The 18,384-nt window shown below is 51.8% G+C and carries 19 protein-coding genes and 1 tRNA gene; 13 read left to right on the top strand and 7 right to left on the bottom strand.

Annotated elements, in window-relative coordinates; translation table 11 throughout:
* Window positions 1–342 precede the first annotated feature (342 nt).
* Entirely contained in the window at window positions 343–4,233 is a 3,891-nt protein-coding gene (gene purL, locus BZJ19_RS01315; protein ID WP_077674333.1) for a phosphoribosylformylglycinamidine synthase, read from the top strand.
* A gap of 148 nt (window positions 4,234–4,381) precedes the next feature.
* Window positions 4,382–4,720, top strand: coding sequence for a nitrogen regulatory protein P-II (gene glnB / locus BZJ19_RS01310; RefSeq protein WP_046074987.1), 339 nt, complete (start codon window positions 4,382–4,384; stop codon window positions 4,718–4,720).
* Between the two features lie 82 nt (window positions 4,721–4,802).
* Here the strand turns inward: glnB and BZJ19_RS01305 are convergent, their stop codons facing one another.
* Window positions 4,803–5,420, bottom strand: a complete 618-nt coding sequence (locus tag BZJ19_RS01305; protein WP_077674332.1) for a DUF6198 family protein — start codon at window positions 5,418–5,420, stop codon at window positions 4,803–4,805.
* Between the two features lie 518 nt (window positions 5,421–5,938).
* On the opposite strand from BZJ19_RS01305, the gene glyA reads away from it, so the two are divergent.
* The 9 genes from glyA (at window position 5,939) to BZJ19_RS01260 (ending at window position 13,318) form a co-directional block, all read left to right on the top strand.
* Window positions 5,939–7,189, top strand: coding sequence for a serine hydroxymethyltransferase (glyA, locus tag BZJ19_RS01300; protein WP_077662883.1), 1,251 nt, complete (start codon window positions 5,939–5,941; stop codon window positions 7,187–7,189).
* A gap of 182 nt (window positions 7,190–7,371) precedes the next feature.
* Window positions 7,372–7,821 (top strand): transcriptional regulator NrdR, encoded by a 450-nt coding sequence (nrdR, locus tag BZJ19_RS01295; protein WP_069589271.1) that lies wholly within the window; start codon window positions 7,372–7,374, stop codon window positions 7,819–7,821.
* On the top strand, window positions 7,818–8,951 hold the full coding sequence (gene ribD, locus BZJ19_RS01290) for a bifunctional diaminohydroxyphosphoribosylaminopyrimidine deaminase/5-amino-6-(5-phosphoribosylamino)uracil reductase RibD (RefSeq protein ID WP_077674331.1): 1,134 nt from the start codon (window positions 7,818–7,820) through the stop codon (window positions 8,949–8,951). Before nrdR ends, ribD begins: the two co-directional genes overlap by 4 nt.
* A 2-nt stretch (window positions 8,952–8,953) precedes the next feature.
* A complete protein-coding gene (locus BZJ19_RS01285) occupies window positions 8,954–9,616 on the top strand; it encodes a riboflavin synthase (protein WP_077674330.1) in 663 nt (220 codons plus the stop codon).
* A gap of 10 nt (window positions 9,617–9,626) precedes the next feature.
* Complete coding sequence (gene ribBA / locus BZJ19_RS01280) at window positions 9,627–10,736, top strand: bifunctional 3,4-dihydroxy-2-butanone-4-phosphate synthase/GTP cyclohydrolase II (protein ID WP_077674329.1); 1,110 nt, start codon at window positions 9,627–9,629, stop codon at window positions 10,734–10,736.
* 123 nt (window positions 10,737–10,859) lie between these two features.
* Window positions 10,860–11,330: a 6,7-dimethyl-8-ribityllumazine synthase gene (gene ribH / locus BZJ19_RS01275; RefSeq protein ID WP_069589277.1), complete on the top strand. Its 471-nt coding sequence runs from the start codon at window positions 10,860–10,862 to the stop codon at window positions 11,328–11,330.
* Window positions 11,331–11,342: 12 nt separating this feature from the next.
* The gene (gene nusB, locus BZJ19_RS01270) at window positions 11,343–11,792 is read left to right on the top strand and encodes a transcription antitermination factor NusB (RefSeq protein WP_069589278.1); all 450 of its coding nucleotides are present in this window, start codon (window positions 11,343–11,345) and stop codon (window positions 11,790–11,792) included.
* Between the two features lie 67 nt (window positions 11,793–11,859).
* Window positions 11,860–12,849 carry a thiamine-phosphate kinase gene (gene thiL / locus BZJ19_RS01265; protein WP_077674328.1) on the top strand — a complete coding sequence of 330 codons (990 nt, stop codon included), beginning with the start codon at window positions 11,860–11,862 and terminating at the stop codon, window positions 12,847–12,849.
* Window positions 12,836–13,318, top strand: a complete 483-nt coding sequence (locus BZJ19_RS01260) for a phosphatidylglycerophosphatase A (protein WP_077674327.1) — start codon at window positions 12,836–12,838, stop codon at window positions 13,316–13,318. The genes thiL and BZJ19_RS01260 overlap by 14 nt, the downstream gene beginning before the upstream one ends.
* 72 nt (window positions 13,319–13,390) lie before the next feature.
* Here the strand turns inward: BZJ19_RS01260 and BZJ19_RS01255 are convergent, their stop codons facing one another.
* The 3 genes from BZJ19_RS01255 to BZJ19_RS01245 form a co-directional block, all read right to left on the bottom strand.
* Window positions 13,391–13,834: a DoxX family protein gene (locus BZJ19_RS01255; protein ID WP_077674326.1), complete on the bottom strand. Its 444-nt coding sequence runs from the start codon at window positions 13,832–13,834 to the stop codon at window positions 13,391–13,393.
* A gap of 191 nt (window positions 13,835–14,025) precedes the next feature.
* Window positions 14,026–14,101 (bottom strand) — tRNA-Arg (locus BZJ19_RS01250).
* 52 nt (window positions 14,102–14,153) lie between these two features.
* Window positions 14,154–15,287, bottom strand: coding sequence for a flagella assembly protein FlgT (locus tag BZJ19_RS01245; protein ID WP_077674325.1), 1,134 nt, complete (start codon window positions 15,285–15,287; stop codon window positions 14,154–14,156).
* A gap of 212 nt (window positions 15,288–15,499) precedes the next feature.
* On the opposite strand from BZJ19_RS01245, the gene BZJ19_RS01240 reads away from it, so the two are divergent.
* Complete coding sequence (locus BZJ19_RS01240; RefSeq protein WP_069589286.1) at window positions 15,500–16,135, top strand: FlgO family outer membrane protein; 636 nt, start codon at window positions 15,500–15,502, stop codon at window positions 16,133–16,135.
* Between the two features lie 17 nt (window positions 16,136–16,152).
* Complete coding sequence (locus BZJ19_RS01235; protein WP_102136080.1) at window positions 16,153–16,587, top strand: LPP20 family lipoprotein; 435 nt, start codon at window positions 16,153–16,155, stop codon at window positions 16,585–16,587.
* 201 nt (window positions 16,588–16,788) lie between these two features.
* On the opposite strand, the gene BZJ19_RS01230 is transcribed toward BZJ19_RS01235, so the two are convergent.
* The 3 genes from BZJ19_RS01230 to flgA all read right to left on the bottom strand — a co-directional run bounded on the left by BZJ19_RS01230 (window position 16,789) and on the right by flgA (window position 18,345).
* The gene (locus BZJ19_RS01230) at window positions 16,789–17,223 is read right to left on the bottom strand and encodes a flagella synthesis protein FlgN (protein WP_077674324.1); all 435 of its coding nucleotides are present in this window, start codon (window positions 17,221–17,223) and stop codon (window positions 16,789–16,791) included.
* A 16-nt stretch (window positions 17,224–17,239) separates the two neighbouring features.
* Complete coding sequence (gene flgM, locus BZJ19_RS01225) at window positions 17,240–17,563, bottom strand: flagellar biosynthesis anti-sigma factor FlgM (protein ID WP_069589288.1); 324 nt, start codon at window positions 17,561–17,563, stop codon at window positions 17,240–17,242.
* An 89-nt stretch (window positions 17,564–17,652) separates the two neighbouring features.
* Window positions 17,653–18,345 (bottom strand): flagellar basal body P-ring formation chaperone FlgA, encoded by a 693-nt coding sequence (flgA, locus tag BZJ19_RS01220; RefSeq protein WP_077478926.1) that lies wholly within the window; start codon window positions 18,343–18,345, stop codon window positions 17,653–17,655.
* Between the last annotated feature and the right edge of the window lie 39 nt (window positions 18,346–18,384).

The raw sequence follows: 18,384 nt of genomic DNA, 5'->3' as shown, positions 1-18,384 counted from the left end.
CCAAGATGGCAGAGTAAATCGACGCTGTCTCAAAGGCTGTTGCTCTTGTTGCGGGCCGGCGTGAAGACACAGGCCGTGATCAATGGACCCTCCATTCTACGTGAATAGGCGTCCGACCGATAGAGGGGAAATTTTTTGCGCAAACGGTTGCGTCAGGTGTGTTGCCCGCGAAGATTTTCCCCTATAATGGCCGCCGCTTGCTTAAAAGGCCAGCAAAAAATGGGCGTGAACCTGCGGACAGCAAAGGCTGCCAGTGTGAGTGGTGATACCCAWGTTTACATGTCAACGCGTGTTAATTTGGGTATACCCCTTTCACTAACTGCTAACGAGAGACGTACGCACATGGATATTTTGCGTGGTTCCCCCGCACTGTCTGAGTTTCGTGTCAATAAACTGCTGGCTAGCTGTCAAGCGCATCAGTTGCCAGTCACGGCACTGTATGCTGAGTTTATTCACTTCGCTGATTTGCATCACCCCTTGGATAGCGCGAGTCGCGAAAAGCTCGAAAAGTTGCTGACTTACGGGCCCACTTTACCGCCGCATGCGCCTGAAGGGACGTTGTTTCTCGTTACGCCTCGTCCCGGTACCTTGTCGCCGTGGTCATCCAAGGCAACCGATATTGCCCATAACTGCGGCTTGGACGCGGTGAAGCGCTTGGAGCGCGGTACAGCGTACTATATTCAGTTATCTGCGCCTTTGACCAGTGAGCAACACGCAACCTTAATCGGATTGTTGCACGATCGGATGATGGAAGCTGTGTTCGATGAGCTTGAGGCCGCCGCGGTGCTGTTTGAGCAAGCGGAACCTGCGCCGATGCATAGCGTAGACATTCTCTCCGGTGGCCGAGCCGCCTTAGTTGAGGCGAACCAAGCCTTAGGGTTGGCACTGGCAGAAGACGAAATTGACTATCTGGTCGAGAACTTCACCCAGCTGGGGCGTAACCCAAACGACATCGAACTGATGATGTTTGCGCAAGCTAACTCAGAGCATTGCCGACACAAGATCTTTAACGCCGACTGGACTATTGATGGTGAAAAGCAGCCTAAATCGCTGTTTAAGATGATCAAAAACACCTATGAGCAAACCCCAGATAACGTGCTGTCGGCGTATAAAGACAACGCAGCCGTGATGACTGGCTCAAACGTTGGACGCTTTTTCCCCACTCCAGAGAGCCACACTTATCAATATCATCATGAGCCGGCTCATATTTTGATGAAGGTGGAAACCCATAACCATCCCACCGCGATTTCACCGTGGCCAGGCGCAGCGACCGGCTCAGGTGGTGAAATTCGTGACGAGGGGGCAACCGGTGTCGGGGGCAAACCCAAAGCAGGATTGGTCGGTTTTTCTGTCTCTAACCTTAAAATTCCGGGCTTTATTCAGCCGTGGGAGCGCGATTATGGCAAGCCTGAGCGCATTGCTACTGCGCTCGATATTATGCTGGAAGGCCCGTTAGGTGGCGCGGCGTTTAACAACGAATTTGGTCGCCCTAACTTGCTTGGCTATTTCCGTACCTATGAGCAATTGGTGACCTCGCATGCCGGTGAGGAAGTGCGTGGCTATCACAAACCCATCATGATCGCCGGTGGGATGGGTAACATCCGCGACGGCCATGTGCAAAAAGGCGAGATTGACGTGGGCGCCAAACTGATTGTGTTAGGTGGTCCGGCGATGAACATCGGCCTTGGCGGCGGAGCAGCATCGTCGATGGCATCAGGCCAGTCGGCGGAAGACTTAGACTTTGCCTCGGTACAGCGTGAGAATCCAGAAATGGAGCGTCGCTGCCAAGAGGTGATTGATCGTTGCTGGCAGCTTGGCGACGATAATCCGATTGCCTTTATCCACGATGTGGGCGCGGGTGGCTTGTCCAATGCGATGCCAGAGCTGGTCGATGATGGTGGCCGTGGTGGGCGCTTTAATTTGCGTGATATTCCTAATGACGAGCCGGGAATGAGTCCGCTTGCCATTTGGTGTAACGAGTCACAAGAGCGTTATGTCTTGGCGGTTAAACCGGAAAATATGGCGCTTTTCGAAGCCTTGTGCGAGCGTGAACGGGCGCCATACGCAGTGATTGGTGAGGCGACCGATGCGCGTCACCTGTCGCTTGAAGATAGTCACTTCAACAATACTCCTATCGACATGCCGATGGATATCTTGCTGGGTAAAGCGCCCAAAATGCACCGGGATGTGACGCGTCAGCAAGTGACAGGTGTTGCGCTTAACACCCAAGGCATTGAGCTGGATGAAGCCTGTGAGCGTGTTTTACGCTTGCCGGCGGTGGCGGAGAAAACCTTCTTGATCACTATCGGTGACCGTTCGGTGACCGGATTGGTTGCGCGTGACCAAATGGTCGGCCCGTGGCAGGTGCCGGTCGCCAACTGTGCGGTGACGGCGGCCAGCTATGACAGTTATCACGGCGAAGCGATGGCGATGGGTGAGCGTACCCCAGCTGCCTTGCTTGACTTTGCTGCTTCTGCCCGTATGGCGGTCGGCGAAGCACTTACCAATATTGCCTGTGCCGATATTGGTAGCCTGACTAACATTAAACTGTCTGCGAACTGGATGTCCGCGGCAGGTCATCCGGGCGAAGACGCCGGCTTGTACGAAGCGGTTAAAGCCGTTGGCGAGGAGTTGTGTCCTGAGCTGTCACTGACCATTCCGGTGGGTAAAGACTCAATGTCGATGAAAACCCAGTGGCAGCAAGACGGTGAAAACAAAACCGTCACCGCGCCGATGTCGCTGATCATCACCGCCTTTGGCCGCGTGGAAGATGTGCGTCGTACCGTGACCCCACAATTGCGGACCGACAAAGGTGATAGCCATCTGATCGCGATTGACCTCGGTGAGGGCGCGCAGCGTCTGGGCGCAACCGCGTTAGCTCAGGTTTATCATCAGTTGGGTGATAAGCCTGCCGATGTCACCAGCAGCGCCCGCCTAAAAGGCTTTTTCCATGCGATGCAAACCTTGGTGGCAGAGCAAAAGCTACTGGCGTATCACGACCGAGCCGATGGCGGATTGTTCGTCACCTTGGCAGAAATGGCGTTTGCCGGTCACACCGGTATTGACGTGGATATCGCCCGCTTAGGCGATGATGCCTTGTCGGTACTGTTTAACGAAGAACTGGGCGCGGTGATCCAAGTGGCGGCGCAAGATCTCGAGCGTGTTAATGCGGTGTTGGATGAACATCAATTAACCGCATGCAGCCACCTGATTGGCGGCCTAAGTGATAGCGATGAGATTATCTTGCGTCACGGTGAGGTACCTATCTATCAAGCCAGTCGTCAGTACCTGCGTCAGATTTGGGCTGAAACCACGTATCAGATGCAAGCGCGTCGCGATAATCCAGACTGTGCTCGCCAAGAGTTTGACGCCAAGCAGGCGGCCGATCCTGGTTTACACGCTAGCCTGAGCTTTGATGTGCACGAAGACATCGCAGCGCCGTATATCGCCACCGGCCAACAACCGACCATGGCTATTTTGCGAGAGCAAGGCGTGAACTCGCATGTGGAAATGGCAGCTGCCTTCGATCGCGCTGGATTTAACGCCGTGGACGTTCATATGAGTGACATTCTCTCAGGACGCGTCAGTTTGGACGGCTTCCAAGGGCTGGTGGCCTGTGGCGGCTTCTCTTACGGTGACGTGTTAGGCGCTGGTGAAGGTTGGGCGAAATCAATTCTGTTTAACAGCCGCGCGCGCGATCAATTCAGTGACTTCTTTACGCGTGAAGATACCTTGGCACTTGGCGTGTGTAATGGCTGCCAAATGCTATCGAACCTGCATGAACTGATCCCAGGCGCCGCACACTGGCCACGATTTGTTCGTAACGAGTCGGAGCGCTTTGAAGCACGCTTTAGCATGGTGGAAGTGCAATCAAGCCCATCCGCCTTCTTTGCTGGGATGGCAGGGTCACGGATGCCCATTGCGGTATCGCATGGTGAGGGACGCGTTGAGGTGCGTGATGCAGAGCATCTGGCGGCCATTGAGGCGTCAGGCACGGTGGCGCTACGTTACACCGATAATCACGGCCAGCCAACACAAGCGTATCCGGCTAACCCGAATGGCTCACCGAATGGCATTACTGCGCTGACCACTGAGTCGGGCCGTGTAACCATTATGATGCCTCACCCTGAGCGGGTATTCCGTACGGTCGCTAACTCTTGGCACCCTGATGATTGGGGCGAAGACAGTGCATGGATGCGTATGTTCCGCAACGCGCGGGTCACACTGGGATAAGCCCTATACCAATCAAAGCCGCCAATCTATGGCGGCTTTTTGGTGATAAGCGTGAATCGATGGATGATTTTTTATCCTGCTGCGATACAATTTCAGCTAAACAACTGATCCATCAGGACCGGCTGCGGCCAACGAGAAGGATAACGGAATGAAAAAAATTGAAGCCATCATCAAGCCATTTAAACTCGATGACGTACGTGAAGCACTTGCCGACGTGGGGATTACGGGGATGACTGTCTCAGAAGTAAAAGGTTTTGGTCGTCAAAAAGGTCATACTGAGCTTTATCGTGGCGCCGAATATATGGTCGATTTTTTACCCAAAGTGAAGCTTGAAGTGATCGTCAGTAACGATGTGGCTGAGCAATGTGTGGATACCATTATTGATACCGCACAAACCGGTAAAATCGGTGATGGCAAAATCTTTGTCTTTGATGTTGAGCGCGTGGTGCGCATCCGTACCGGTGAAGAAGACGAAGAAGCGATTTAGTATCGCGATTTGGGCCAATACGGTAAGCAACAAAAAGCCAAGCGTGATGCTTGGCTTTTTGTTTGTGTGGTGTTGTGATTGACTACGCGCCAGGGTTGGCAGGATGCGCCTGATAGCGCCCGGGCTTATGATTCATCGCCAAGACTAAGTTGAGCACAATCGCGCCAACCACCGACCACATCAAGAGGTTGAGGTCGATGAGGAAGAAAGACAACGCCAAGATGGTACAGTCGATGCCCATCTGTAGTTTTCCTGCCGAGATCCCAAATTTGTCCTGACAATAGAGCACCAGTACGTTAAAACCGCCTAAGCTGGCATTGTGGCGGAAAATCATCAACATGCCGACGCCCATCAGTAAGCCCMCAATGACCGCACAATAGGCGGGGGCCAACCAAGTGATTTGAAAAAAGTAGGCGATATGGTCGGCCATCACGGACACCGCACCACCGGCGAGCAAGCTGCGCACAGCAAAGCGCGGGCTCATACGAAACCAAGCCATCAAATAAAACGGACAGTTACACAGAAAGTACAGGGTGCCGAAGGACAGGTCGGTAAATTGGCTGACCAACAAAGCAAGGCCAGTCGTCCCGCCGGTTAACAGTCCGGCCTGTTGCAAGAAAAACACCCCTTGTGCGACGAGAAACGCCCCAGAGGCAATGGCGATCACATCTTCTTTTAAGCTGTGTTGATATCGGCTCACACGGCTTCTCCCTACATAAACAGCAACAAAAAGACCGCCAAAACCCAACTGGGGCGGCGGTTAAAAAAAGTTAATGGGAATTGCGGGCGCGGATTTTATCGTCAAATGAGAGTAATAAAAAGTCAGCCAAGTAAATCACTGGCTGATAGGATGTCAGCAATTTGATACTCGCGTGTAAATTGTTTACAGCGCACAATCTGCGTTTCTGTGCGGCGGACTAATCTGGCACAACCGACGTATAAAAAAAACGGCCGATTGACACTACCTGTTGCAGCGGYTTTTTTGTAGAATGACGAACGCAGTAATGGCGGTAGCGAAAACGTTTGCGTCAGGCTTTTAAAACGCCGATTTTTCCGCCCGTTTGCCTTGGTTTAGTCACTTTAAATGTGTAAGGCGACTAACCCAAGGTGTGGTGCACTATGCCATATCAAAACCATTCGAGCTATCGGGCCAACTTGGGTACGGGTAGCATTCGCTTTAAGGGTAATAGCCCACCACCATTGAGTCAGGAGAGACAAATGCTAAAGCGTGACATGAAGATTGCGGATTACGATCCGGCACTGTTCGCAGCCATTGAAGAAGAAACGGCTCGTCAGGAAGAACACATTGAGCTGATTGCGTCAGAAAACTATACCAGCCCACGCGTCATGGAAGCGCAAGGCTCTCAACTGACCAACAAATATGCCGAAGGCTACCCCGGCAAGCGTTATTATGGCGGCTGTGAGCATGTCGATAAAGTGGAAGCTCTCGCGATTGAGCGTGCGTGTGAATTGTTTGGTTGTGAATATGCCAACGTGCAACCTCACTCAGGCTCACAAGCCAACAGCGCGGTCTATATGGCGCTGCTAAACCCAGGCGACAAGGTTTTAGGCATGAGCTTGGCGCATGGTGGCCACTTAACTCACGGCTCTCCGGTCAACTTTTCAGGCAAACACTATGAAGTGATTGCGTACGGAATTGATGAAGCGGGTAAGATTGATTACGAGCAAATGGAGCAGCTCGCGCTGGAACATAAGCCGAAAATGATCATTGGTGGTTTCTCAGCCTATTCGCAAGTGGTGGACTGGAAGCGTATGCGTGAAATCGCCGACAAAGTGGGCGCTTGGTTCATGGTGGATATGGCACACGTTGCTGGTTTGATTGCAGCAGGCGTGTATCCAGATCCATTGCCACATGCGCACGTGGTCACCACCACCACCCACAAAACCCTCGCAGGGCCGCGCGGCGGTTTGATCCTGTCCAATGCGGGTGAAGACCTCTACAAAAAGCTCAACTCTGCGGTGTTCCCAGGTGGTCAAGGTGGCCCACTGATGCACGTAATTGCGGGTAAAGCTGTCGCGTTTAAAGAGGCGATGGAACCTGAGTTTAAAGCCTATCAAGCGCGCGTGATTGATAACGCTCGTGCGATGGTTAAAGGGTTCCAAGCACGCGGTTATAACATCGTGTCAGGATCAACCGACAACCACTTGTTCTTGGTTGATTTGATTGACAAAGACATCACCGGTAAAGAAGCGGATGCTGCGCTTGGTGCCGCGAACATCACTGTGAACAAAAACAGTGTGCCGAACGATCCACGTAGCCCGTTTGTCACCTCAGGCATTCGTGTGGGGACGCCAGCGATTACACGCCGTGGCTTTAGCGAGCAAGACGCCGAACAGCTCGCGCATTGGATGTGTGATGTGTTAGATAACATCAATAATGAGCAAGTGATTGCTGAAACTAAAGAGAAAGTTCAAGCCATTTGCCGCCGCCTACCGGTTTATGCGTAACCGTAAGCGTTGTAAGTGAACAAGCAAAGGCGCCTTCAGGCGCCTTTTTTGTGCGTGGTTAGCCACCGATTGTTAGCGAAATCAGCTTTGCGCACAGAATCGTTACAAACTCGCCGTTTGCAGGCTTTTTCATAATCGCAAATCGGTTACACTAACGGGATGATATTGAGGAGGCTAGCCCCATGCACTGTCCATTCTGTGGTGCAACCGACACCAAAGTGATCGATTCTCGACTCGTCGCCGATGGCCATCAAGTTCGTCGTCGTCGCCAGTGTTTGGCGTGCGCAGAACGTTATACCACGTTCGAAACGGCAGAGCTGGTGATGCCACGCATCATCAAAACCAATGGCAATCGTGAGCCCTTTGACGAAGAAAAGCTGCGCGGTGGCATTCAGCGCGCGCTGGAAAAACGGCCTGTCAGTGCGGATGATATCGAAAAAGCGATCAACAGCATTAAATCACGCCTTCGCGCGACCGGTGAGCGAGAGATTAGCTCAGCCTCGGTTGGTAACTTGGTGATGGAAGCACTCAAAGAGCTCGATAAAGTGGCGTATATCCGTTTTGCCTCTGTCTATCACAGCTTTGAAGATATTCGTGAGTTCGGTGAAGAAATTGCACGGTTGCAAAAATGAGTAACAACCAACGCGATAACACCATGATGGCGCGCGCACTCGCGCTTGCCGCTCAAGGGCGCTTTACCACGACCCCGAACCCCAATGTGGGTTGTGTGATTGCCCATGGCGACGACATCGTCGGTGAAGGATTTCATCTTGCTCCCGGCGGTCCACATGCCGAGGTACACGCTTTAAAGGCGGCGGGGAAACGCGCGCAAGGGGCGACAGCTTATGTCACCTTAGAGCCTTGCTCTCACTATGGTCGCACGCCACCGTGTTGCGATGCCTTAATTGCCGCTAACGTCAGTCGCGTGGTGTGTGCCATGCAAGATCCCAATCCTCAAGTGGCAGGGCGAGGTATCGCACGCTTACAAGAAGCAGGTATTGAGGTGGTCGTCGGTGTGATGGCGGAGCAGGCCAAGGCGCTCAATCCCGGTTTCATTAAGCGAATGCTCACTCAGATGCCGTATGTACAGCTTAAGCTGGCCGGGAGTCTCGATGGCCGGACCGCCTTAGCCAACGGGCAAAGCAAATGGATCACCGGTGAGTCTGCACGCGCCGATGTGCAAGCGTTTCGTGCTCAAGCCAGTGCCATTTTATCGACCAGCGCCACGGTATTGGCCGATAACCCCAGCCTCAATGTACGTCAAAGCCAACTTCCTCGAGCCACGCTCGATGCCTATCCACAATCGACTGTGCGCCAACCGACGCGTGTTGTGCTAGATAGAGATAATAAAACCTCACCGGATGCAACCGTCTATCAGCTTGACGGCGACGTGATCCGTATTGTTGATTCACCGAGTAATCATACGTGGCCGGATAACGTGCAAGAATGGGTGATGCCCGATGCATCGCTCACCGCTATCCTTGGCGCATTGGCGGAGCATGACATTGACAAAGTGTGGGTTGAAGCGGGCGCGAGGCTGGCGGGTCAGCTACTCACTGAATCGTTAGTCGATGAACTGATTGTTTACCAAGCCCCCGTCCTGTTAGGAGGCGATAGCCGTCCCTTAATTGGTTTGGATGGAATGCAACGAATGGATGAAGCACCGCGCTTTCACTTTAATCACCTGACGAGGATCGGTGACGATGTTCGCTTAACCGCCATGCTCTCTGAGCATGCCGTGATCACGCAAGAGTACGAATAACGATGTTTACTGGAATTATCGAAGCGATAGGCCGAGTGGAACGCTTGACCCGCCGCGGGCAAGACATGACTTTGACTATCGACAGTGGCGAGCTTGATCTCTGTGATGTCAAACTGGGTGACAGTATCGCCACCAATGGGGTGTGCTTGACCGTGGTTGCATTGAGTGCAACGGGCTACAGCGCAGATGTGTCATCGGAAACCCTTGCGCGTTCATCACTGGGGCACTTGTCGGTCGGAGACAAGGTCAATCTTGAAAAGGCGATGCTACCCACCACGCGATTCGGCGGCCACATGGTGGCAGGCCATGTTGATGGCCTTGGAGAAGTGACATCGGTGAACCAAACCGGCCGCGCGTGGGAATACTGGATTAGATTACCGTCTGAGCTCGCCAAATATGTGGCGTTAAAAGGCTCGATCACGGTGGATGGAATTAGCCTGACGGTGAACGACGTCAATGGCAGTGCATTTAAGCTCACCATCGTGCCGCACACCGCTGAACAAACCACGATTCAAACTTTTGCGCCTGGGCGTAAGGTAAACATCGAAGTCGATGTCATTGCCCGTTACCTTGAGCGACTGATGCTCGGTGACAAGGCGGCAGAACCCACACAATCAACGGGAGTCAGCCTTGATACGCTGGCCCGTTCCGGCTTTTTGAAATAAGGAATCCAAGATGGCAATAAGTAGTGCCCAAGAAATCATTGACGATATCCGCCTAGGTAAAATGGTGGTGTTGATGGATGACGAAGATCGCGAAAATGAAGGCGACTTGATCATTGCGGCCGAAGCGATCACGCCAGAAGCTATCAATTTCATGGCCACCCATGGTCGGGGCTTGATTTGCTTAACGCTGACCCAACAGCGCTGTCAGCAGCTTGGATTACCTTTGATGGTGTCTGACAATAACGCCCAATTTTCTACTGCCTTCACGGTATCGATTGAAGCGGCGGAAGGGGTGACCACTGGCATTTCTGCGGCCGATCGTGCACGCACCGTCCAAGCTGCGGTCGCGCCTAATGCAAAAGCTGCCGATTTAGTCCAGCCGGGCCATGTGTTCCCCTTAATGGCACAAGAGGGTGGTGTACTGACCCGTGCTGGTCACACCGAGGCAGGCTGTGATCTGGCCCGCTTAGGCGGCTTTAGTCCTGCGTCCGTGATTGTGGAAATCTTAAACGAAGATGGCACCATGGCGCGCCGCCCTGATTTGGAAGTGTTTTGTGAAAAGCACGGTATCAAGCTGGGCACCATTGCAGATTTGATTGAATACCGAAACCTTAACGAAACCACCATTGAGCGTGTCGCCTCTTGTAAGTTGCCCACCGAATTTGGTGAGTTTGATTTGGTCACCTACCGTGACACCATTGATAACCAAATCCACTATGCGATGTGTAAAGGCGAAGTGACCGCTGATCCGACCTTGGTTCGCGTGCACTTGCAAGATACCTTTACCGATGTGCTTCAATCTGACCGAACGGCTGAACGTAGCTGGAGCCTAAACCGTGCGATGCAACGGATCAGTCATGACGGTGGTGTGTTGGTGATTTTGGGGAAAGAAGAAACCAGCGATGCCATTATCAATAAGGTGAAAGCATTTGAAGCGCAAGATAAAGGCGAGCAGCCAGCTAGCGCCAAATGGCAAGGCACGTCACGCCGTGTTGGGATTGGCTCGCAAATCTTGGCAGACCTTGGCGTTAAGCAAATGCGTTTGCTTTCGTCATCAACGAAACGCTATCACGCACTATCAGGCTTTGGTTTGAACGTGGTGGAATACGTCACCGAATAAAGTAACAAGAAAGGCCGCGCGATGTGCGACAGGGGTGGCGGGCACGGAACATGGTGCCATTCGCTAAAAATGTGGTAGAATCGCGCGGTTTCTCATTCCGGAAAGCAAGTCACAGGAAGGCTCATGAACGTAATCGAAGGTGCATTTGCCGCGCCCAACGCGCAGGTTGCTATTGTTATCTCTCGCTTTAATAGCTTTATCAACGAGAGTTTACTATCAGGTGCGATCGACGCACTGAAGCGCCAAGGCCAAGTCAGCGAAGATAATATTACCGTGGTCCGCTGTCCCGGTGCCTACGAGTTGCCTTTGGTGACCCAGAAACTAGCTAAAAGCGGTCGCTACGATGCGATTGTGGCGCTAGGTTCGGTGATCCGCGGTGGCACGCCCCACTTTGACTATGTGGCCGGAGAATGTAATAAAGGGTTAGCACAGGTTGCACTGGAGTTTGAAACCCCAGTCGCCTTTGGCGTGCTGACTGTTGACACCATTGAGCAAGCCATCGAACGCGCAGGTACCAAGGCTGGTAATAAAGGGGCAGAGGCTGCACTGAGCGCGCTTGAAATGGTCAATGTCCTGTCCCAGATTGAATCCTAAACGGGGGTTAGAGTGAAACCAGCCGCACGACGTAATGCACGCCAATTTGCATTGCAAGCCATCTATTCATGGCAACTGGCGCAAGGCAATATCGCAGATATTGAGGCACAATTCCTTGCAGCCGAAAAGTACGAAGAAGACGACCACAAAGACGCAGAGCCACTTCTGCGTGAGCCTGAAACCGATGTGGAATATTTCCGCAATCTGTTTAGCGGCGTGGTACTGAGTCATCAAGAGCTAGACAGCAAAATGCGTCCTTACTTGTCACGTCCATTGCAAGACTTGGACGACATGGAGCACGCACTGCTGCGTTTGGCGATGTACGAATTGGTGAAACGTGAAGATGTGCCGTATAAAGTCGTGATTAATGAAGCGGTGGAACTGGCGAAGCGTTTTGGCGCCGAAGACAGCCACAAGTTTGTGAATGGTGTGCTTGATAAAGCGGCCCCACGACTTCGTTAATTACCTCCCTTTCAAGGCCAGCCCCGCTGGCCTTTTTATTTTTAGATGCGATACCACGAAAGCCATTATGACGCGCAACGAATTTGACCTGATTCGCGATTATTTCGCTCGTCAGCCAGTGAACCGCCGCGATGTGGCGCTAGGCATTGGTGACGACTGTGCCATTACCCAAGTCCCCGAGGGCTGTCAGCTCGCCATCACCACAGATACCATGGTAGAAGGTACCCACTTTCTTGCTACAGCCAGTGCTTCCGATATCGCGCATAAAGCGTTGGCATCGAATTTAAGCGATTTAGCAGCCATGGGAGCGATGCCTGCATGGTGCTCGTTGGCGCTAACGTTACCTGAACCGGATGAAGCGTGGGTGGCAGGATTCTGCCAAGGTTTCTCTGCGCTTGCTGAATACTTTCAAGTCCAGCTGATTGGCGGTGACACCACACGTGGGCCCAAAAGCATTACCATGACCTTACATGGCCATGTCCCTCATGGACAGGCATTAACGCGCGATGGTGCTAAGCCTGGGGATTGGTTATATGTCACCGGTACCTTGGGGGATAGCCAAGCAGGACTGAACTATGTCCTTGGTAAGCCGGTGACCGATGAGGCACGGGCGGCCACATTGATTAATCGGCATTATCGCGCGCAGCCTCGCGTAGCGGCAGGCCAAGCTTTACGGGGTATCGCCTCGGCAGCGATTGATATTTCCGATGGGCTGGTGGCTGATATTCAGCATATTATCAAAGCCAGTGGTGTGGGCGCATCCATTGATGTGACCCAATTGCCGCTGTCGGAGGCGTTATTAGCGGATGTGGACAGCTATGAAACCGCGCAAAAGCTTGCCTTAACCAGTGGCGAAGAATATGAATTGTGCTTTACCGTACCGGAAATGTATCGCGGGACGTTAGAGACAACACTGAAACACACTGGGGTCACCGCCGCTTGTATTGGTCAAATTAATGGCAGTCAGTCTTTACAATTGATGGCCGATGGTAATCCCCTAGACTGGACGCTATCAGGATGGGATCACTTTAAGGAGTTGGACAGTGACAGATCCTAAGCAGCGTTTATCGCTTAAAAACCCGTTGCATTTGCTGGCCGTTGGGCTGGGGAGTGGGCTCTCTCCGGTGGTACCGGGGACGGTTGGTACCTTGTTTGCGGTGCCTTTTTATTGGCTACTGGCAACCTACACAGCGCCAGTTGGTTTATGGATAGCCATTCTTGTCGGTAGTCTTGCAGGCATTGTGATTTGCGGTCGTACCTCTGCGGATATGAAAGTGCATGATCACGGCGCGATTGTGTGGGACGAATTTGTTGGCTTTTGGATCACCATGGCATTGGTGCCAAGCACCGACTGGCAGATTATCTTGGCAGGCTTCGTGATGTTTCGACTCTTCGATATGATTAAGCCATGGCCTATCAGTTGGTTGGACAAGCATGTTCATGGCGGGCTAGGGATCATGCTCGATGACATCCTTGCCGGCGTGATGGCCATGTTGAGCCTTTGGGCGTGGGTGACTTACATTTAATCAACCAACCCTTGGCCACGAAAAATGCCGCGTGTTCAACGCGGCATTTTTGTATGGGTCAGTCGTAGAGGGTTAGCGCATTGTCTGGCTGAGCTTTTGATCGACAGAGAGATTGCCAGCTCCACTGAACACTAATGAGACGGCGGCAGCCAGTAATGCCAATCCAAACTCATACCCGTTGTTGCTTAGAAACAGGCCGTTATCCCAGTGTACGGTAACAATCGCGACCAGCATGGTGATTGCCGTGACCGCAGCAGCAGGGCGCGTCAATAGACCAATCAACAACAGCACACCGCCAAAAAATTCCGCACTACCTGCCATCAACGCCATTAGCACACCAGGCTCAAGGCCAATCGATGCCATCCATTGGCCCGTTCCTTCAAGGCCATAGCCACCAAACCAACCAAACAGTTTTTGCGCGCCGTGGGCGACTAGAATCACCCCGACAGGAAAACGCAAAGCTAAGGGGGCAAAGCTTGATTGAGTGGAAAGCAGAGTATGTAAACGTTGACGCATAATGGGCCTCTTCGAAAAAGTTGATAGATATTGGCGTTACTCGCCGGATTGAGAGCCATAATAAAGGTGAGACGTCGGAATAATAAGTAGCAGAGCTTGATGGATATGTTCGGATATTTTGAACAAAAATCAAATGAAACGAGGTAAAGAACAGCAAATAGCGACTAAAGAAGGAGGGGGTAATGGTTTACTGGCGCTCCCACAGGGACTCGAACCCCGATCGGTCGCTTAGGAGGCGACTGCTCTATCCTGTTGAGCTATGGGAGCGCGGGCAGCCATTATACGTAAAAACAGGCGCGATTTAAGCGCCTGTTTCAATTTAGTTTACTCCTTTGGTGACAATATCACCGATCTGAATGCTGCCTATCAAGCTGTCGGGTTGGATAACCGCTTCGGCACTGCTTTCATAAACACGCGCAACGGTTAATGTCATTCCGCTTTTACGGCGCTGCGTGCGCACAATCCCTAAATCATCAGTGAAAGAAGCGAGATGCCACAGTTGTAACTGGTCACCCTGTTTCACGCCATTGATTCGGCCGACGTTGATTTGTGCGATATTGTCTTTTAACGCCACAATCTTAGGCTTGCTGGCGCGGCAGGATAAGGCCGACTCTAAATCCAGCAAGATGTTACGACTCATGCGTCGTGCCATTTGCCCGTAAGGCGATTGCCAAAAACGCGCTGTTTGGGTATCCACTTGGCTATGGCGCTCAAAAGGCCATTTGGCAACATCACGATAGCGGCGCTGGAAAATGACTTCACCGCTTTCAGCCTCCATCGCTTGCACATTGACCGCCAATTGCCGATTGTCTTGAGAGCTACCGAAGCTGCCACTGTCTGTCGTCGCGGAGAGATCGGTAATGGCTCCAGTGACAACAAATTGCGCGTCTTTATCTTCCGCCAGCATTGCGACAGCTTGCGGGGCGTTCGGCGAAACATCGACATTCGCAATACCACGGCCAACAAAGCTTTGTCCGTGTTGAGTGACTTCTCGACTAAGCAGCACAGAAAAATCATCACCAAATTGGTAAATTCCTCCTAAGGCCGCTTGCTGAGGCGACACAATCGGGAAGCGTGTCATCACCATTCCTTTCTTATACTGTGTCTTGTGGCAAGCATTTGCCGATGGATAGATATCTACCCGCACATTGACCACATAATTGCCACCTTGAGTGCCTTCTTCCAGAATTAAGATCTCGCGCACTTCACTACCATTGAATTGGTAACCGGGCTTAACGGAGGTAAAAAATCGTTTGATTTGTTGCAAACTGCCTACATCGGCGCCGGAGAACTGCATAGCATCGAACGTGGCTGCCTCTAATGCGCGGACGCGTGCTGCTTGCTCGCTTTCAAGGATGGGCGAGCTGGCGGACACTTCATACCAAGCTGCCTGTGTGAACGGCGTGATAAACAGAGAAAAAAGCAGGCCGAATCGCGCCAAACGGGTTTTCATAGTCAAGTTCTCACTTAGTAGGTATGGAAATTGCTTCGTTAACATAACAGGTAGGGTGGCAACCCTAACAAGAGCATGACGCATGAGAAATTGATGCAAGTTGTGTTCCGGAACACAAGGGTGACAATTCAAGGTAAAGGTTTGTGGTCCTTGTCCGATACTCTAAGAAGACACTTGTCTCACATCGATGACTGATCGCGGAGCATGATACGATGAAAAAGTGGATAGTGGCGGTATTAGCGCTGTTGACAGCAGGCTGTGCATATACGCCTATTTACAACGGGAAAGAGCCCTACTCGGGGAGTGAGTTCTTCCTCAAGCAGCGTCCTCGCCACACGCTGGACTATTTTTTAAATAGCATGGCCGACGAATTACTGGCGACAAACGCTTACTTAACCGCACGTACCCCGTTGGCGGTCACGTCGTTTGTAGACTTGCAAGACATGTCTGAAACGAACTGGTTAGGCAATACAGTGACCGAAGGGCTGATCTATCAGATGCAAAGCCGTGGCTTTACCGTCATAGACTTCAAATCGACCGGCGCGATTCGTGTTACTGAAGAAGGGGACTTTGCCATCAGCCGTGATTGGAAAGAGTTAAACCCCGAGCAGCAGATTGATTATATCTTGACAGGCACCATGCTACGACAAGGTGGAGGTGTACTGGTCAATGCGCGTATTATTGGTATGGAGTCGCGTGTTGTGGTCGCTTCTGCGCAAGGGTTTTTACCCGCAGACCGTATTGGTCGAGATATTGACACGCTTTATAAAGTGCGCATGCGTGATGGCGTCATTATTCGTGATGATCAAAACCGCATCAAGCGTGAAACAGTCGTTCTTAAGCCTTAACCAAGACAGGATGATTCATGAGCATAAAACATGGACTTTGCCTTTTAGCCCTGATGGCTTTAACCGCGTGTCAGCCTCTGACCAAGATGAAAGAGGAGAACGTTATTTCTGCGGTTGGTATGGCTTCAATCAGTGCTCAGCAAGGGGCCACGCAAGAAGAGCGTGAAACGAGGGCAATGCGGGCGTCAAAAGTGGAGGCATATAAAGAGCTCAGTGAGCAGGTGTATGGACTTCGAGTCAGTGGTCGCACCCGTGTGGAGGATCAAAGTCTTGGCCGTGATAGCACACAAGGCGCTGTCGACGGGATTATCCGCGGTGCTGAAGTGGTGGCAAGCTACAAAGTTGGTGACAGCTACGTGACCGAACTGGAGCTGGATTTAGATTTGATGCAAAAAATGAAGCGTTATGGCGAGTCGCAAAACATCCCCCGTAACGAAAATATTATCTTTTAATCCACCTCTTCTCCGCGCAATCAGCGAGCCACAGGGCTCGCTTTTTTATTAGCCGTCATTGGCCAGCTGAGCCGCGTTGTCTTATCGGTTGGGTAGGTGTGGATGTGCAGTGGGTATACGTGCTGCGGCCAATATAAAGCGGTTAAGTAAGGAGACGTCAGTGCGCAGTGCCAGGTGGCTCGGCGTATACTAAAGCGCGAGCTACGCTTTTACATTTGTGCCCAGGGTTTTTCGGCCTGACGCATTGCCGTCATGGTCATAGGTCAGTTCCGACTTACCGCCGCTTTCTTGGAACAAATTACGTAACCGATGGATGCTTAAACTTGCGCGTTGTAGCGCCATCCCATTGGTCTCGTTTTGTTGCTTACAGGCTTGAATGTGCTGTTGGATGGTGTTGACGTACTCAACGCATTGCGGGTCGCCTTTAAGCTTTTCTCGCTCAGGATGCTGTGCGAGTTGGCTATCAGCACGCTGTATTTCATTCACCAAGATTTGCTTTTGTTTGGCGGTGGCTTCGATGTCTTCCGACACCCGGCTGGCAATGGTTTTGGCTTCTTGCTCGAGCAGCGTTTTTAGCGACTGAACTCGCTCTAGCTGCTGCTCGAGAAGAACGGACAGGGGCGCATTTTGACTCATAAACTATCCCGCCAGATTAACTGTCGTTCAAATCGTTCTCAAAGCGCATCATATTGGCAGCGAGTTTGTCAGCATCGACTTTATACGAGCCATTGGCAATGGCTTGTTTAATTTCAGCGACTTTCGCACTGTCAAAATACGGCTCAGAGGCCATTTGCTGATTCATTTTTCCGATCTCTCGGCTTTGATGGCTCAGCGACACAGCATCATCTTGACTGGTCGTGCGTTGCTGTTCACGCACGGCGCTCCCTTGCGCCTCTTGTGTCTTATTCTGGTTCCCGCTATTGCGGGTTGTGGTCAGCGGTTGCTGGTTACCACGTAGTTGGTCAATACTCGCCATAAACGTCGCCTTACTGTCAGTCGCTTTTGAGTCCGTTGCTCAGCGTATCGGCATTCCTTTTGCTAACTTTAGCATTCGGGCGTAAAAAATTAGAAATTTACCGTTACTTCGCCCACCGCCGAGATTGTAGCATCGACAATCCGATTGGATTTATCGTTCTTGACTTTTATTTGCTCTCCTAGAGCACCGTCACTTAATGCCGTACCTTTTGCAACAATATTGAGTCCGTTTCCACGTGCAGTGATAACAACGTCATCATTTCGACACACGGCACACACATCGTTACTGCTGATGGGCTGACCAATCCCGACCGTTCTCTTTACTTTCGAGCCTATTAGGCGCGCTGGACTGGTGTAGGTTTGGCCACGTTGAAACCGACTGTCAACCATTTGAATGGTCATATCACTCTCTGCAAGAGGCATGCCACGATCTAACGGGCGCTTGGCAACGACCAGTGGGATCATTAAGCGAATTTGGACTGGGATATACACCTGCCAGTCATCTTGAGGACACGAGACCATGACCGTGACCGAGGTATTCATGCGTTGTCGCCCTGGCACTTCGGTATCTAATGGCAACGGGCAATCGGTCAGGCGTAATCTCGAGTCAAGGTTGCCGGCTGTGATGTCGAGCTCACCATTTTTGGGCACCGAAATGATAGACTCGACATGTCGTTCTGCCGCTTCTCTGACCGCATCCATTTGACTTACCGTCGCAGCGGCTATACTTACGCTAAAGCTTGTTAATAAGCTGACGATAAATAAACGTAATATCTGATACATAGATCCAAACCATTGATGACGACCAAAGAAGAAATTTTC

The organism is Salinivibrio proteolyticus (assembly GCF_001996165.1).
Taxonomy (GTDB): domain Bacteria; phylum Pseudomonadota; class Gammaproteobacteria; order Enterobacterales; family Vibrionaceae; genus Salinivibrio; species Salinivibrio proteolyticus.
The sequence above is the reverse complement of the archived record's forward strand: the minus strand, read 5'-3'. Positions and strand labels throughout refer to the sequence as shown.